Origin of the sequence: Comamonas sp. UBA7528 (assembly GCF_002479375.1) — a bacterium.
Classification (GTDB): Bacteria; Pseudomonadota; Gammaproteobacteria; order Burkholderiales; family Burkholderiaceae_C; genus Comamonas.
The window spans coordinates 106,374-122,050 of the sequence record NZ_DLMU01000008.1 but is presented as its reverse complement, the minus strand read 5'-3'; the positions used below and the strand labels follow the sequence as shown (position 1 = coordinate 122,050).

15 protein-coding genes and 1 tRNA gene are annotated in these 15,677 nt (G+C 66.8%); 13 read left to right on the top strand and 3 right to left on the bottom strand.

Annotated features, from left to right (window positions below; genetic code table 11):
* The first annotated feature begins 5 nt into the window (after nucleotides 1-5).
* The 3 genes from B3349_RS09505 (at nucleotide 6) to B3349_RS09495 (ending at nucleotide 1,766) form a co-directional block, all read left to right on the top strand.
* Nucleotides 6-707 (top strand): ComF family protein, encoded by a 702-nt coding sequence (locus tag B3349_RS09505; protein ID WP_291588397.1) that lies wholly within the window; start codon nucleotides 6-8, stop codon nucleotides 705-707.
* Nucleotides 708-773: 66 nt separating this feature from the next.
* Complete coding sequence (gene trmL, locus B3349_RS09500) at nucleotides 774-1,259, top strand: tRNA (uridine(34)/cytosine(34)/5-carboxymethylaminomethyluridine(34)-2'-O)-methyltransferase TrmL (protein ID WP_291588396.1); 486 nt, start codon at nucleotides 774-776, stop codon at nucleotides 1,257-1,259.
* Nucleotides 1,260-1,445: 186 nt separating this feature from the next.
* Complete coding sequence (locus B3349_RS09495) at nucleotides 1,446-1,766, top strand: DUF4148 domain-containing protein (RefSeq protein WP_291588395.1); 321 nt, start codon at nucleotides 1,446-1,448, stop codon at nucleotides 1,764-1,766.
* A 107-nt stretch (nucleotides 1,767-1,873) separates the two neighbouring features.
* Here the strand turns inward: B3349_RS09495 and B3349_RS09490 are convergent, their stop codons facing one another.
* Both B3349_RS09490 and B3349_RS09485 read right to left on the bottom strand, forming a co-directional pair.
* Entirely contained in the window at nucleotides 1,874-2,347 is a 474-nt protein-coding gene (locus tag B3349_RS09490; protein WP_291588394.1) for a MaoC family dehydratase, read from the bottom strand.
* A gap of 160 nt (nucleotides 2,348-2,507) precedes the next feature.
* Entirely contained in the window at nucleotides 2,508-3,146 is a 639-nt protein-coding gene (locus tag B3349_RS09485; protein WP_291588393.1) for a LysE family translocator, read from the bottom strand.
* Between the two features lie 172 nt (nucleotides 3,147-3,318).
* Between B3349_RS09485 and B3349_RS09480 the strand changes: the two genes are divergently transcribed.
* Nucleotides 3,319-3,750, top strand: coding sequence for a DUF1841 family protein (locus B3349_RS09480; protein ID WP_291588651.1), 432 nt, complete (start codon nucleotides 3,319-3,321; stop codon nucleotides 3,748-3,750).
* A 182-nt stretch (nucleotides 3,751-3,932) separates the two neighbouring features.
* On the opposite strand, the gene B3349_RS09475 is transcribed toward B3349_RS09480, so the two are convergent.
* Nucleotides 3,933-4,601, bottom strand: coding sequence for a c-type cytochrome (locus tag B3349_RS09475; protein WP_291588392.1), 669 nt, complete (start codon nucleotides 4,599-4,601; stop codon nucleotides 3,933-3,935).
* 105 nt (nucleotides 4,602-4,706) lie between these two features.
* Between B3349_RS09475 and B3349_RS09470 the strand changes: the two genes are divergently transcribed.
* The 9 genes from B3349_RS09470 (at nucleotide 4,707) to B3349_RS09430 (ending at nucleotide 15,648) form a co-directional block, all read left to right on the top strand.
* Nucleotides 4,707-5,549: an AAA family ATPase gene (locus B3349_RS09470; protein WP_291588391.1), complete on the top strand. Its 843-nt coding sequence runs from the start codon at nucleotides 4,707-4,709 to the stop codon at nucleotides 5,547-5,549.
* Between the two features lie 87 nt (nucleotides 5,550-5,636).
* Nucleotides 5,637-5,879: a hypothetical protein gene (locus tag B3349_RS09465; protein WP_291588390.1), complete on the top strand. Its 243-nt coding sequence runs from the start codon at nucleotides 5,637-5,639 to the stop codon at nucleotides 5,877-5,879.
* 76 nt (nucleotides 5,880-5,955) lie between these two features.
* On the top strand, nucleotides 5,956-6,567 hold the full coding sequence (locus tag B3349_RS09460; protein WP_066539601.1) for a GNAT family N-acetyltransferase: 612 nt from the start codon (nucleotides 5,956-5,958) through the stop codon (nucleotides 6,565-6,567).
* Between the two features lie 18 nt (nucleotides 6,568-6,585).
* Entirely contained in the window at nucleotides 6,586-7,773 is a 1,188-nt protein-coding gene (locus B3349_RS09455; RefSeq protein ID WP_279999767.1) for a vWA domain-containing protein, read from the top strand.
* Nucleotides 7,774-7,783: 10 nt separating this feature from the next.
* Nucleotides 7,784-9,691, top strand: coding sequence for an autotransporter assembly complex protein TamA (locus B3349_RS09450; protein WP_291588389.1), 1,908 nt, complete (start codon nucleotides 7,784-7,786; stop codon nucleotides 9,689-9,691).
* Between the two features lie 2 nt (nucleotides 9,692-9,693).
* Nucleotides 9,694-13,899 carry a translocation/assembly module TamB domain-containing protein gene (locus B3349_RS09445; protein WP_291588388.1) on the top strand — a complete coding sequence of 1,402 codons (4,206 nt, stop codon included), beginning with the start codon at nucleotides 9,694-9,696 and terminating at the stop codon, nucleotides 13,897-13,899.
* Between the two features lie 34 nt (nucleotides 13,900-13,933).
* Nucleotides 13,934-14,008, top strand: a tRNA-Arg gene (locus B3349_RS09440).
* A gap of 121 nt (nucleotides 14,009-14,129) precedes the next feature.
* A complete protein-coding gene (locus B3349_RS09435) occupies nucleotides 14,130-14,453 on the top strand; it encodes a hypothetical protein (RefSeq protein ID WP_291588387.1) in 324 nt (107 codons plus the stop codon).
* Between the two features lie 40 nt (nucleotides 14,454-14,493).
* Entirely contained in the window at nucleotides 14,494-15,648 is a 1,155-nt protein-coding gene (locus B3349_RS09430; protein ID WP_291588386.1) for a DUF697 domain-containing protein, read from the top strand.
* The last annotated feature ends 29 nt before the right edge of the window (nucleotides 15,649-15,677 follow it).

Here is a 15,677-nt window from a genome sequence, read left to right as displayed (position 1 = left end):
ATTCCATGCGTCTGCACATCCCGGCATGGCTATCCGCCCGCATTCCCAGCCAGTGCATGGCCTGCGGCAGCTGGCCCGCGCAGCCGCTGTGCGCACAATGCCAGGCGCGTTTTGCACAGACTGTGGCGCGCTGCCGCAGCTGCGCCCTGCGTCTGCCCGACGCGCACGCGGGCGCACACTGCGGGCAGTGCCTGCGCCACCCACCGGTGCTGCAGCACTGTCTGGTCGCCGTAGACTACGGCTACCCCTGGGCCTTGCCGCTGACGCAGTGGAAGCTCCATGCCCAGCCGGCCATCGGCCGCCATCTGGCGCAATGGCTGCAGCAGCACGCCGCCTGGCCCGCGCTGCGCGACGGTTGCGCGCTCACCATCCCGATCCCGCTGTCCCCGCAGCGCCTGCGCAGCCGTGGCTACAACCAGGCACTGCTGCTGGCCCGCGCGCTGGATTGCCCGGCCATCCAGCCGCAGCTGCTGCAACGCACGCACGACACGCCCACCCAGATGCGCCAGGGCCGTGCCGCACGGCTGCGCAATCTGCGCGGCGCCTTCAGCGTGCCGCCGCAACACCAGGGCCTGCTGCGTGGAAAGACCGTGCTGCTGGTGGACGATGTCATCACCACGGGCGCGACCCTGCAGGCTGCCGCACAGGCCCTGCTGGCCGCCGGCGCCAGCCAGGTGCATGCCGTGGCCCTGGCCCGCACGCCCTAGCCCCATGCCAGCGCCATAGGGGTGCACACCGCAGGGACGGCGGTCACAGCGGACAATACGCCCCTTATGTTCCACATTGTTCTTGTTGAGCCCGAGATTCCACCGAACACGGGCAACGTCATCCGCCTGGCCGCCAACACCGGCTGCGATCTGCACCTGATCGAGCCCCTGGGCTTTTCCATGGAAGACCGCCACATGCGCCGCGCCGGGCTGGATTACCACGAATACGCACCGGTGCGCCGCCATGCCAACTGGCAGGCCTTTCTGGCCGCCATGCAACCCGCGCCCGAGCGCATGTTTGCCATGACCACCCACGGCAGCCGCCCGGCGTTTGACCTGGCCTTCCAGCCTGGCGACTGGCTGGTCTTCGGTTGCGAAACCCGGGGCCTGCCTGCCGACCTGCGCAACAGCTTCCCCGAAAGCCAGCGCCTGCGCCTGCCCATGGTGGCCGGCCAACGCAGCCTGAACCTGTCCAATGCGGTGGCGGTCACGGTGTTCGAGGCCTGGCGCCAGAACGGTTTTGCCGCCCCCGCAGGCCAGACGGCAGGCTGAGCCCGCAGCAGCACCGCTTCGGTGCACGATGCCTCAAGTGGTGCAAAAGTTCCGCCTCATTGACAATGAATTCGAAACAATGAGTCGTAAATTTACATGCTTATCTTCATAAATGGAACGATCTACAGTTCATCCATACGGTAACGCCACAGCGCCACACCGGAAGTTGAACGAAAAGGACATTCCATGAAAAGCATTCACACCCTCAGCATCGCCGCCGCTCTGGCCCTGACCGCACTGGGCAGCCAGGCCGCCGGTATTTCGGCCCCCCTGGGCGAGCAAGGCTGGCCCCCCGTGGTGGAAAGCCACAGCACCCTGACCCGCGCGCAGGTGCAGGCCGAATTGCAGGATGCCCGCCAGAACCACCGCATGGCCGTGGCCGAAGGCGACCAGGTGCAACTGCGTGCCGATGAGCTGGCCACCCGCTCGGCCGTGAGCCGCGAGGCCGTGCGTGCCGAAACCCTGGCCGCCATGAAGGACGGCAGCATCGTGCACGGCGAGCTGTAAGTCCGCAGCCCGCGCGATTGCCCCTGGCAAGACCGCTCCAATGCAAAGCCCCGCTGCCTGCGCAGACGGGGCTTTTTCATGGGACTGGAAAAGAGATGGGGCTGGGCTCAGCCCTGGGCCGCACCGTGGCTGCGGCTCAGCGACTCGGCCACGCACACGGGCTTGTCGCTGCCTTCGCGCTCCACCGTCACCCCCCAGGTCATCTGCATGCCGTCGGGCTGCACCGGCTCGGCCGCCAGCAGCTTGATGTGGGCGCGCAGCCGGCTGCCCACGGGCACAGGCGCGGGAAAGCGCACCTTGTTCAGACCGTAGTTCACGCCCATCTTGGCACCCTCCACCGTCACCGTCTGCTGCATGAATTGCGCCAGCAGCGACAGCGTCAGATAGCCATGGGCCACCGGTGCACCAAACGGGCCGTTCTTGGCCCGCTCGGGATCGACGTGAATCCACTGGTGGTCGCCCGTCGCCTCGGCGAACTGGTTGACCTGCTCCTGGGTGATGGTGATCCAGTCCGTCACGGCCACATCCTGGCCCACGGAAGCACGCACATCGGCGTAAGAGGCAAAGCGTCGTTTCGTCATGCGGCCCACTGTAGCCAGCAGTCCGCACAGGCTTTGTCGGTAATGGGACAGTTGAGGGAAAGCCCCAGGACTCTGAGTCCGCGCTAGCGATGGAGCAACAGACCGCTCATGCGCTGCCCGCGTGCAGCGATGGTGTCGATACCGGTGCTGTCAGCGGCTGTCAGTGGCTGGCGCCACGCTGCACAAAGAACAGACCAATCCCCACCAGCATCAGCAAACCGCCAAAGACGCGGTTCTGCCAGCGCATGGCTTCGGGACTGCGCATCCAGCGGCGCAGTGCACTGGCGCTGCCGGCATAGCCGTGCATCACCACCATGTCCACACCGATGCAGGTGGCCGACATGATGACCAGCTGCAGCCACAGCGGGCGCTGTTCGGTCAGAAACTGCGGCAGCACCGCCACCATGAAGATGATGCCCTTGGGGTTGGTGGCATTCGTCAGAAAGCCGGCCAGCACGCGCTGGCGCCAGGTCAGGGCCGGAGCGCCCTGGGCATGGCCGATGTCCAGACCGTTGCCCACGCTGCGCCACTGGCTCCAGCCCAGGTAGATCAGGTAGCAGGCGCCCAGGATCTTCACCGCCGCAAACGCCCATTCCGAGGCAATCAGCAAGGTGCCCACGCCGCCGCCGGCCACCAGCAGAATCAGCAGCAGGCCCAGTTGCAGGCCACACACCGTGGCACTGCTCTTGCGCAGGCCGTAGTTCAGCCCGTGGCTCATGGACAACACCGCGCCCGACCCTGGCGACAAGGCAATCAGCCAACACGCCATAAAGAAAGCCCACCACGTCTGCACATCCATGCCACACCTGCCCTGCCGTCGCCACACCGCATTGCCACGGCAATGCACCAAAGCGGCGCATCTTACGCCTGCCCCGCATGGCGTGCCGGCGCCCGGGGCGACACAGGCCCACGCGCAGCTGAATGCCGCGGCCAGCGCGGCCCACTGCCCCCGTGCTACGCTGCCGGCCATGATTTTCAACCCTTCGCAAGCGGACGTGCGACGCTTCTTCTGCAGCGTGCGCGCCAAGATGAAGAGCGAATCCCCCATGGAAGCCATCGAGACGCTGGCCAGCCTGTGGATTGCCGAGCACCCCGAATACTTTGCCGAGCTGGACGATGTGGACGCCGCCGTGGCGCGCAACTACGACGCCGAACCGGAGCGCACCAACCCGTTCCTGCACCTGTCCATGCACCTGTCCATCAGCGAGCAGTGCAGCGTGGACTCCCCCCGCGGCATCCGCCAGGCCGTGGAGCTGCTGGCCCGCAAGCGCGATCTGCATGACGCCCACCATGAAGTGATGGAATGCCTGGGCACCATGCTGTGGGAAAGCCAGCGCAGCGGCCGCCCGCCCGATGGCAACGCCTACGTGGCAGCGGTGCAACGCCGCGCCACCCAGGACTGAGCGGCAGACCACGCCCACCAGGCGACCACCTGCCGCACATCCCGAGGCACAGGCCGCTGGTGCGCACACCCGGCGCTGAAGCGGCCTTTTTCATGCCATGCATGCGCCGAACGCACCAACACAAAGCCCGCACAAGGCGGGCTGCGGAAAGCGGTGTGACCATGCCGCCGTGCGGCAGCCTGTCAGCGAAAGCGTGATTCCGGCACCGTGTGCAGATCCCCTTCCAGCGAGCCGATATAGCCCGCCAGCTGCTTCAATTCCTGCAGCGTGAACTGCTTGGCGATGCCGCCCATCACCCCGTTGCTGCGCCCCACCGTGCCCTTCCCGGCATCGCGCTGGTAGGACTTGAGGGCGGCATACACATAGTCGGCATGCTGGCCCGCCACCTTGGGATAGGCCGGGTCGATGGGCTTGGCAAAGCCTTCACCATGGCAGGAGAAGCAGGCCCCCTTCTGGATCAGGGCCGCCACGGCGGGCGCCGGATCGTGCGCCTTGGCCGCGCCGGCAGAGCCGGCCGCTGGCGCGTTCTGACCGGCATAGAAAGCGGCCACATCGGCCATGTCCTGTTCGGTCAGTGAATCCGCGATGCCCCGCATGGTGGGATGGCGGCGGTCCGCCTTCTTGTAGGCGGCCAGCGCCGATTCGATATAGCGTGCACTCTGGCCCGAAATCTTGGGCACTTTGTACACCTCGGGAAAACTGGCCTGGTAGCCTTCGATTCCGTGGCAGCCTATGCACATGGCCACCTTGTTTGCGCCCGCCTGGGCGTCTCCCTTGATCTCCTGGGCCGATGCTGTGAAGGTCACAGAAGCGACAACCAAGAGCCCTATCGTGGACAGCTTTTTATTCATTGCGCGCACAATCCTTGGGAAGTTTTAGCTGGGATTTGGCTCACACAGATTCATTATGGCGAGAACCGTCAAGCGCCCTAATCAATGTTTACGCTGATATAGACCATGAAATTCCAAGGCACCGAGAACTACGTCGCACCCCAGGATCTGATGCTGGCCGTCAACGCAGCCATCACGCTGCAGCGTCCGCTGCTGGTCAAGGGCGAGCCCGGCACCGGCAAGACCATGCTGGCCGAGGAAGTGGCCGACGCGCTGGACATGCCACTGTTGCAATGGCACATCAAGTCCACCACCAAAGCCCAGCAAGGCCTGTATGAATACGACGCCGTCAGCCGCCTGCGCGATTCGCAGCTGGGTGATGAGAAGGTCAAGGACATCCAGAACTACATTGTCAAAGGCGTGCTGTGGCAGGCCTTCACCGCCGATCAGCCCGTGGCGCTGCTGATCGACGAGATCGACAAGGCTGACATCGAATTCCCCAACGACCTGCTGCGCGAACTCGACCGCATGGAGTTCTACTGCTACGAGACGCGCGAGATGATCCGCGCCAAGCACCGGCCGGTGGTCTTCATCACCTCGAACAACGAAAAAGAGCTGCCCGACGCCTTCTTGCGCCGCTGCTTCTTCCACTACATCAAGTTTCCCGAAGCGGAGACCATGCGCCAGATCGTGGACGTGCACTTCCCCACGCTCAAGAGCGAGCTGCTGACGGCAGCGATGAAGAGCTTCTACGACATCCGCAGCATCCCGGGACTGAAGAAAAAGCCTTCGACCTCCGAACTGATCGACTGGCTCAAGCTGCTGCTGGCCGAAGACATTCCGCCCGAAGCCCTGCAATCGGCCGACAGCAAGGTGGCCGTGCCGCCGCTGGTGGGCGCGCTGCTGAAGAACGAACAGGATGTAAGCCTGTTCGAAAAGCTGGTTTTCATGAACCAGCGCAACCGCTGAACAGGCGCGCAAAGGGCATACCCGCTGCCGCCCGCCCACCCGCCCTGCTATGGTCAAACGTTCACCATACACACAGGGAGACAGACCATGAGCACTGCCAAGAAACTGCTGCTGGAAGGCGTCAGCGACGCCGTGGGTTTCATTGCGGGCGCATTGGCCGGCTATGGCCTGGGCCAGGCGGCGGGCTGGAACATCTTTGATGCCGGCTATGGCGCCACCAGCCTGCTGGGCATTGTCTGCGTCGGCCTGGGCGGCGGCCTGGGCCTGCAGCTGGCGCGGCGCTGGCGTGCCGCCCGCGCACAGCGTGCGCAGGGTGCAGAACGCCCCTGAATGGCCGCACACCCGCCAGCTTCTGTCAGCTTGCGCGCGCGAGAATGTCTGGAACCGATTGTTGGAACCCCACACCATGAACACCACAGCCTTCGTCACCCCCGTCACCCTGCAAGCCCATGGCGTGCGCCTGGTTCCGCTGGAACTGGCGCATGAAGAAGGGCTGCGTGCAGCGGCGGCCGATGGACAGCTGTGGAACATCCGCGTCACCTCGGTGCCCGAGCCGCAGGACACCCGTGCCTACATCGAGACCGCGCTGCAGATGCGCGCGGCCGGCAACCGCTTTGCCTTTGCCGTGCTGGACGACGCCTCCGGCGAAGTGCTGGGCAGCACCAGCTACCACGACATCCTGCCGGCCGTGCAGCGCGTGGAGATCGGCTACACCTGGTACGCCCAGCGCTGCCAGCGCACCCATGTGAACACCACCGCCAAGCTGCTGATGATGGGCCACGCCTTCGACACACTGGGCTGCCATGTGGTGGGCTGGCGCACCGACAATTTCAACTTTGCCAGCCAGCGCGCCATCGAACGCCTGGGCGCCCGCAAGGACGGCGTGATCCGCGGCCACGCACTGCGCCGCGACGGCACCATCCGCGACACGGTGATGTACAGCCTGCGCGCCGGCGAATGGCCGGAAAGCCGCGCCCAGTTGCTCGACAAGATGAAGCAACACCTGCGCCAGCCTTGAGCGCCCGGAGTTCCCACCATGCTGATTGACTTCTTCTACACCCTGCGGGCGGCCAAGCTGCCGGTGTCCGTCAAGGAACTGCTCACGCTGCTGGAAGCGCTGCAAAAAGGCGTGGTCGGCCCCCAGAGCGAAGACGGCTGGAGCATGGATGATTTCTACTTCCTGGCCCGCACCACCCTGGTCAAGGACGAGAAGCACTACGACAAGTTCGACCGTGCCTTCGCCGCCTACTTCAAGGGCGTGGAGATGCTGACCGATTTCACCAAGGAACTGCCCGCCGAATGGCTGCGCAAGATGCTGGAGCGGGAGCTGACGGACGAACAGAAGGCCGCCATCCAGAAAATGGGCTGGGACGAGCTGATGGAGACGCTCAAGAAGCGCCTTGAGGAGCAGAAGGGCCGGCACGAAGGCGGCAACAAATGGATAGGCACCGGCGGCACCAGCCCCTTCGGCCACGGCGGCTACAACCCGCAGGGCATCCGCATTGGCGGCCCGGGCAAGAACCGCAGCGCCGTCAAGGTGTGGGAGCAACGTGCCTACCGCGACTACGACGACACGCAGGAGCTGGGCACGCGCAACATCAAGGTGGCGCTGCGCCGCCTGCGCAAGTTCGCCCGCCAGGGCGGCGAGCTGGAGCTGGACCTGCCCGACACCATCCGCAGCACGGCTGCCAACGCCGGCTGGCTGGACATCAAGATGGTGCCGGAGCGCCACAACAATGTGAAAGTGCTGCTGCTGATGGACGTGGGCGGCACCATGGACGACCACATCCAGCGCGTCGAAGAGCTGTTCTCCGCCGTCAAGAGCGAGTTCAAGCACCTGGAGTTCTATTACTTCCACAACTGCGTCTACGACTTCATGTGGAAGAACAACAAGCGCCGCTTTGGCGAGAAGTTCGACACCTGGGACATCATCCGCAAGTACAACAAGGACTACAAGCTGATCTTTGTGGGCGATGCCACCATGAGCCCCTACGAGATCACCCAGCCTGGCGGCAGCGTGGAATACAACAACGAGGAAGCCGGCGCCGAATGGCTGCAGCGGCTGACGCATGCCTTCCCGCACCATGCCTGGGTCAATCCCGAACCGCAGGGTGTGTGGGAGTACCGCCAGAGCATCGACCTGATCCGCCGCCTGGTGGGCGGCCGGATGTACCCTTTGTCACTGAAGGGTTTGGAAGAAACCATGAGGCTGCTGTCAAAATAGGGAAATGCCCATGCTTTCCCCCACAACGGCGCCGGCCCCAGGGTCGGCGTTTTTGTTGGCCGGCTCGCTATTGCTGAGCGGCTGCAGTCTGCTCTCCAAGAACCACTCCGCGGACGCGGCCGCTGCGTCCGTGCCTTCCGGGCCGCCCAGCTTCAGCGTCGAGGTCGAGGCTCCCGACGGCGTGCGCGAACTGCTGGAAAAGCACCTGGAGCTGGTGCGCTTCAGCCAGCACCCGGATCTGCGCCGCCGCGAAGTGGTCAGCCTGCTGAATGCCTCCGATAGCAACATCCGCGACCTGATCGGCACGCTGGGCTATTTCTCGCCCCAGATCCAGCTGGAACTCAAGGACACGCCCGACGCCAAAGAGGCGCCGATGGAGGTCACCGTCAAGGTCGATCCCGGCCCGCCCACCACCATCCGCACGGCCGACATCCGCTTCTCCGGCCTGAACGCCGAAGAAACCCACAGCGACTGGCAGCGCGATGACATCCGCAAGAACTGGGGCCTGACAGCGGGCGAACCATTCACCCAGTCGGCCTGGGGCGGCGCCAAGAGCCAGGGGCTGCGCAGCCTCCAGGCCCAGCGCTTTCCCACAGCCCGCATTGCCAGCAGCAAGGCAGACATCGACGCCGACACCCAGAAGGCCGATCTGTCCATCGACTATGCACCGGGCCCCGCGTATTACTTTGGCCCGCTGCAACTGAGCTACAGCACCCGGACCGAAGATGGCGAGCAGGATGTCGACGCCCCACCGCGCTATGACCCGGAAGGCATGCGCCGCATCGCCCGCATGCCGGTGGGCGAGGAATACAAACAGACCTCGCTGCTGGATGCACAGCAGCGCCTGTCCAACAGCGGCTATTTCGATTCGGTGTTTTTGACCCTGGACACCGATGCTGCCCAACCCGGCCAGTCCGAAGTGCATGCACCCGTCATTGCCCAGGTGCGCGAAGCCAGGCTGCAGAAGTGGGTGTTCGGTGTCGGCGCCAGCACCGACACGGGCCCGCGCCTGTCTGTGGACCACATCCACAACCGGGTGCCCGGCCTGGGCTGGCGCGCGGTCAGCAAGCTGCAGCTCGACACCAAGAACCCGCTGCTGTCCACCCGCCTGGTCGACCTGCCCAACGAAGACGGCTGGGCCTGGTTCACCGGCGCCAAGGCGGAACGCGAGGAGCTGGGCGACTACAACACCAACAGCCTGCAGCTGCAGTTCGGCCGCACCAAGAGCGCCGACCGCATCGACCGCAATTACTACCTGCAGTACGACTTCACCAAGCTGCAAGGCACGGGGGCGCCCAGCAGCAGCTCGTCGGTCACCGCCAACTACGGCTGGACCGGGCGGTACTTCAACAACCCCATCTCGCCCACCAGCGGTTTCGGTTTTGCCTGGGAAGTCGGCGCCGGCACCACCCTCACGCCGGAACGCGAGCCGTTTGGCCGCGTGTCCGCCCGCTGGCTCACCTTGATCGGCCTGGGTGACCCGGACCAGGCAGGCCGGCGCCAGAGCCGCCTGGCCTTGCGGGCCGCCGGCGGCGCCGTGATTGCCAAGGACGGCGTGGACATTCCCGCCACCCAGCTGTTCCTCACCGGTGGCGACACCACGGTGCGCGGCTACCGCTACCAATCCATCGGGGTGGAGAACGAGCTGGGCAAGCTGATCAGCGGCCGCTACATGGTGACCGGCAGCGTGGAATGGCAGCGCCCCATCACCGTGCGCGGCAACCGCTCCGACTGGGAACAGACCGTGTTCGTGGATGCTGGCAGCGTGGCCGACAAGCCCAACCAGATGACCGTCCACACCGGCGTGGGCACCGGCATCCGCTGGGCCAGCCCGGTGGGCCCCGTCCAGGCCGATATCGCCTACGGCCTGAAAACCCAACAATTCCGCCTGCACCTGCGCATGGGCTTCACTTTCTGAGCATGGCAGATCCCACTGTATCCCCATCCTCCTCAGACCTTCCCTCTTCGGCACGGGATGGCAGCCCGCCACCCGCTGCGCCGGCACGCAGCCCCCGCCGCTGGTGGCACAAACTGCTGCTGGCCCTGGCCGCCCTGGTGCTGCTGCTGGCAGTGCTGCTGGGCGGCGGCTGGTGGTGGATGGGCCAGGCCGACTCCCTGGCCAGCACCCTCACCCGCGTGGCCGGCTGGCTGCCTTCCGGGCAGACGCTGGAAGCCAAGGAGGTGCAGGGCACGCTGCGCCATGGCGGCAAGATCGGCTGGCTGCGCTGGACCAGCCCCACCTTGCAGGTGGAAGTGGAGCAGGCCGACATCGGCTGGCAACTGTCCCCGCTGCTGTCACGCGAGCTGCGCCTGGGCCAGGTGCACATTGGCACCGTGCGCATCCGCAGCACGCCCGACCCCACGGACCAGACGCCGACCGAACCGCTGCAGTCGCTGACATTGCCGCTGCGCATCGATCTGCCGTTCCAGGTGGACACGGTGGTCTGGCAGGGTACGCCCGAGGTGCAGGCGACGGAGCTGCAGGGCCACTACCGCTACACCGGCAGCCACCACCAGTTGGCCGTGAACTCGCTGCGCTGGGCAGAAGGCCGCTACGCCGCCCAGCTCAAGCTGCAAGGCGCGGCCCCGATGGAGCTGGAAGCCCATCTGCGCGGCAGCATCCAGACCGCCCTGCCCGAGCAGGACATGCGGCTGCAGACCCTGGCCACCGTCCAGTTGAGCGGCACCCTGGCCGGTGCCGACGCACAGATTGAAGCCCAGGCCAGTGCCTACGCCAAGGATGTGGTGCAGGAAGGCAACCAGGAAGACCTGCCGCAACCTACGCCCCATGCGGAAGAAGACATTGCCAACAGCCAGACGCTGCGCGCCCAGCTCAGCGCCAAGCTCCAGCCCTGGCAGCCCCAGCCCGTGGTGTCCGCCCAGGCGCAACTGCACCAGGTGGACGTATCGCTGTTCTGGCCCGGTGGCCCCCATACCCTGCTCAGCGGGGACGTACAGGCCGGCCCTTCGGCCACCGGCTGGGATCTGCGCGCCAATGTGCGCAACGCCATCCCCGGCCCCTGGGACCTGCGCGCCCTGCCCATCCACCAGATCGAAGCCGATGTGCAGCAGCAAGGCACGACCTGGCGGCTGGAAGAAGCCCAGATCAACCTGGGCACCGGCCATCTCACGGCCCAGGGCAGCTATGACGGCACCACCCGCAGCGTGCAAGGCGATGCCGTGCTGCACCAGGTCGACCCTGCGGCACTGTGGAGCACGCTGGACCCCACCCCCCTCAAAGGCCAGATCACCGCACGCACCCAGTCCGCCGAAGCCGATGCCACGCCAGTGGTGGATTTCAGCGTCGACATTGCAGCGACCCGTGGCCCGGCCACCGGGCGCGTGGTGCGCACCGCAGGCAGCAGCAGCCCGCTGCGCATCGACGCCGTGCGCGCCCAGGGCCAGTGGAGTGCCCCGGTCCTGACCCTGCGCCAATTGCACCTGAACGCCATGCAGGCACAGCTGGACAGCAAGCAGCTGGAATTCCACAGCGACAGCCTGCTGGTGCGCACCACGGCACAGCTGAAAGCCCCTGGCACCCAGCTGGAGCTGCAAGGCCATATCAGCCCTGACGAAGGTGCAGGCCAGGCCAGCCTGCGCCTGCAATCCGCCCCGCAGATGCTGGCCTGGCTGCAACGCCTGCCGGGCATGGCTGGCACGCTGCAGGACGCCAGGCTGGAGGGCGCAGCCGATGCCAGCGTGCAATGGCAAGGCGGCTGGGGCAAGCTGCAGCAGCGCCTGCAGCACACCGCGGCCACACCGGTCGCCTCGGGCCTGCAACTGCAGGCCAGCCTGCGCAGCGCGGGCCTCCAATGGACACCGGCCGGCCCGGATGCCACCACCACCCGCATCGACCAGTTCAACCTGAACCTGCAGGGCACGCCCGAGCAGTTGCAGGCCACGCTCAGCACGCAGCTGCGCCAGGGTGCGCAGCGCATCGCCCTGGACACCCAGCTGCAAGGCGGCCTGCTGACCAACCGGGGCGCTGCCGCCCTGGACTGGCAAGGCCGCGTGGAGCGCCTGCAAGCCCAGTGGAACCCAGGCACCGAGGGAGCCGGCAGCTGGAAAGCGGAACTGGCCGGCCCGCTGACCGTCAGCCAGCGCACCGTGGGCCAGACCCTGCGCAGCCAGCGCATCGACACCAGCGCCGGCCAGCTGCGTGTCAGCGCGCCCACCGGCAGTGCGCCCGCCGGACTGCAATGGCAGCCCATCAATCTGCGCCAGGGCAGCGACGGCAGCTGGCAGGTACAAAGCCAGGGGCAGTTGCAAGGCATTCCGCTGGCCTGGGCCGATGCGTTCGGCGCCGAGCCCGGCACGGGCCCGTTGACGGCAGCCGGTATCAGCGGTGACCTGAGCCTGAACGGTCGCTGGAACATCGACACCACAGGCCGCAGCCCGGTGGCCGATGTGGTGCTGGAACGCGCCAGTGGCGACATCCGCCTGGCCGTGGTGGAAGAGGAAACCGCCGCCAATGTCACCGTCATCCGCTCCGAAGGCGCTGTGGCGCGCCGTGCCGATGGCGCTGTGCAGCAACAGCGCGTGCCGGGCCGCGGCATGCGCGCCCGCATCCAGAACCTGCGCCTGCAGCTGCAGATGCGCGACAGCGAAGTCCGCACCCAGCTGCTGTGGGACACCGAGCGCGCCGGCCAGCTGAGTGCCGACGTGCGCAGCTCCCTGCAACGCACGGCCGAAGGCTGGACCTGGCCGGAAAGCGCCCCTCTCTCCGGCAGCGCCAAGGCCAACCTGCCCGACATCGGCATCTGGGCCATGTTTGCGCCGCCCGGCTGGCGCGTCACCGGCAGCCTGAACGCCGATGTGCGCATTGCCGGCACACGCAGCGATCCGCGCTGGGACGGTACCCTGGGGGCCGACAAGCTGTCCATCGTCTCGCTGCTCGACGGCCTGGATCTGCACGACGGCCGCCTGCGCGCACGCCTGCAAGGCACGCGCCTGGACATCACCGAACTGACGCTGCAAGGCGGCAAAGGCAGCACGGCCCGCATCCTGGGCTACAGCGGCAACCTGACGCCCGCCCCGCAGGAAGGCGGCCAGCTGACAGGCTCCGGCTTTGTGGCCTGGAACCCCCAGCCCGCCGCCGGCCAGTCGGGCATGCAGATGGACATCCAGCTGCGCGCCGAACGCCTGCAGGTGCTGGTGCGGGCCGACCGGCAGCTCAGCACCTCGGGGCAGATGCAGGCCCGGCTGGACAACGGCCAGTTCGTGCTGCGCGGCGACCTGACGGTCGACCGCGCCGCCATCCTGCTGCCCGATGCCTCCGCACCCTCACTGGACAAGGATGTGGTCGTGCACTCGGCCGCCTCCCGCAAGGCCGAGGCGGAGCGCCGCCAAAAGGAAGCCCGCCAGGCCGCACAACAGGCCAGCGCCGGTGCCAGCCCCAGCACCGCCAAAGTGCCGGACATTCTGCTGAACCTGAACCTGGGCCGTGACTTCGCCCTGCAGGGCTTTGGCATCACCACCCGATTGCGCGGCCAGTTGCAGGTGCGCGGCGGCAGCACGCTCAGCGCCCCACCGCAGATCACCGGCGAGGTGCGCACGGAAGAAGGCCGCTACCGCGCCTGGGGACAGTCGCTGGACGTGGAAAGCGGTCTGGTCCGTTTCAACGGCCCCTACAACAACCCCTCGCTGGACATCACGGCCATCCGCCCCAACATCACGGTACGGGCCGGCGTACGCATTCTGGGCAGCGCCACCGACCCGCGCGTGACCCTGTTCTCCGACCCGGAAATGTCCGATGCCGAAAAGCTCTCCTGGATCGTCATGGGCCGCGACACGGCCAGCGGCGGCGCCGAAGCTGCGCTGCTGCAACAGGCGGCGCTGGCCCTACTCAGCGGCGGCGGCACCAGCGAGAACTTTGCCGGCCGTGTGGGGCTGGACGAGATCGGCTTCAAGGGTGCCAGCTCCGACAGCACCGACCCCAATGCCGGTGCCGCACTCACGCTGGGCAAGCGCCTGTCCAAGGACCTGTATGTCACCTACGAACAGAGCCTGAACGGCGCCATGGGCACGCTCTACGTCTTCTATGAGATGTCCCGCCGGCTCACGCTGCGCGGCCAGACCGGCCTGCAGACCGCCGTGGACCTGATCTATACCGTGCGCAAGGACTGAAGGCCGCTGTCGGCAGGTAGAATCAGCCGTTTCGCTCCCCATAGTTCAATGGATAGAACGAGCGCCTCCTAAGCGCTAGATACAGGTTCGATTCCTGTTGGGGAGACCACATGCAAGGCCATCGGAACGCAAGTTCCGGTGGCCTTTTTGTTGTGCCCGGCAAAACCTGACAACGCGGCCGCCGCCTTCAACTGCAGTACAACCGGGGCTCCGGTTTTGAGAAATCCGCCATGAGCATTGTTGTCTACTATCTGCTGAACACCTCGCCCGAAGGCGCCGAGCCTGCCTGGCAGCCGCAGTGCCTGCCGTACTCCGATGCGCAGATGGGCGAAGCGCTGCAGCAATGCCAGCGGCTGCGCAGCGATGCCCGCCATGCGCATGTCACGATTTCGTCCGAGCTGCGCGACATGGTCGGCCCCGTCGGCGTGGCGGCGGTGGAAGGCGGCCGCACCCCGGACGGCGAGCTCTACGACTGGAGCAAAGCCGGCCGTGCCGGAGCCAGCCGCAAACATGCCCTGCAGCCCCCGGTGCAGCGCAAGGACATGGACACCTGATTCCGCTGCACACGCCCTGCACCTTGGAGAAAGCCCTGCCATGCACCGCACCACCCACCGCATTCTGATGGCCTTGCTGGTCGCCTTTCTGGCCTATGTGGCCGTATTCACGGTGGCCATGGTCTCCCAGTTGGCCGACGCGGTCGACCGGGTGCATGCTGGGGCTGGGCAATGGACCTTCTGGGGTTTGCTGGCCGTTCTGGCGGTGGCGGTGGTGGTGCCCACCGCCTTGCTGCTGTGCCTGCCTGCGGCCCTGCAACCACCCTCCAGCGACGACCCCACTGTGCAGGCGGCCTACCAGACACGGCTGCGCCAGCACCTGGCGCGCAACGCCCACCTGGCAGGCCAGTCGCTGCAGGCGGAGACCGATGTGGCACAGGCCCTGCAGCAGCTGCAAACCCTGGCCGACGCCGAAACCCGCCGCACAGCCGCCAGCGTGCTGGCCAGCACGGCGCTGCTGCAAAACGGCCGGCTGGACGGCCTGGTGGTGCTGGCCAGCCAGCTGCGGCTGGTGTGGCGTGTGGCACGCATTTACGGCCTGCGCCCCTCGCTGCGCCAGATGGGCTACCTCTACGGCAATGTGGGCGCCTGCATGCTGCTGGCCAACAGCCTGGACGAGATGGACTTTGCCGAACTGGCAGCCCCGCTGGTGCAGGCCACCACGCCCGCCGCCCTGGCCAGCGTGCCCGGCCTGGGCGCCATGGGCAGCCTGCTGACCAACAGCCTGGCCAGCGGCGCGGCCAATGCCTTTCTGACGCTGCGCGTGGGCCTGATGGCCCAGGCCTACTGCGCGCCGCTGCAGCGCCCGGAGCGCGCTGCCGTGCGCCGCAGTGCCACCGTACGGGCGGCCAGCCAGCTGGGTCAGCTGGTGCGCGAAGCGGGCAGCAGCGTCAGCCAGGCGGTCTACGGCCGCATGCGCGATGCCGTCAGCCAGACCGCGCAATCCACGGTGGACAGCGTGCGCCAGAGCGGCCAGACCATGGTGGACGCCACGCGCGACGCCGCACGCAGTGCGGCCAGCACCTCCGGCGCCTGGGTGGACCAGGCCACCGGCAAGCTGCACCAGGCCACGCTGCAGGTCGCCGACCACACGGCGCGTGCCGCCGATGCGGTACAGCACAGCACCCAGCATGCCACGCAGCAGACACGCGACAAGCTGCACGCGGCCATCGTGGCATTGAAGAAAAAGCCATGAACCAGCGGACCGGCTTGCAGAGCCTGCAG